This window comes from Chryseobacterium sp. SIMBA_038 (assembly GCF_046535115.1).
Taxonomy (GTDB): Bacteria; Bacteroidota; Bacteroidia; order Flavobacteriales; family Weeksellaceae; genus Chryseobacterium.
On sequence record NZ_JAWRXH010000405.1, the window covers coordinates 1 to 240 of the forward strand.

Sequence of the window (240 nt, forward strand, 5' to 3'; positions counted from 1 at the left end):
CTTTGCAAACTTATCTGTTCGTAGATTAAAATTCACGGAATAATTCCCTTGGATTTTAAATACAGAACCTTAAATAGATTATCGTGCAGGAAAAATATATAGACGAGACAAAACAGGGTGAAGCTTTTGCAATTGCTGAAAGACCCGAGAATTCTAAAAAATTGTTTTTAGAAAGCTATGGTTGTCAGATGAATTTCTCTGACTCTGAGATTGTTGCATCCATCCTTAATGAACAGGGGT

General features: G+C 34.6%; 1 pseudogene. It reads left to right on the forward strand.

Annotation, left to right across the window (positions count from 1 at the left end):
- Positions 1 to 83 precede the first annotated feature (83 nt).
- Positions 84 to 240: pseudogene (locus SB689_RS24060) on the forward strand (tRNA (N6-isopentenyl adenosine(37)-C2)-methylthiotransferase MiaB); the annotation flags it as partial.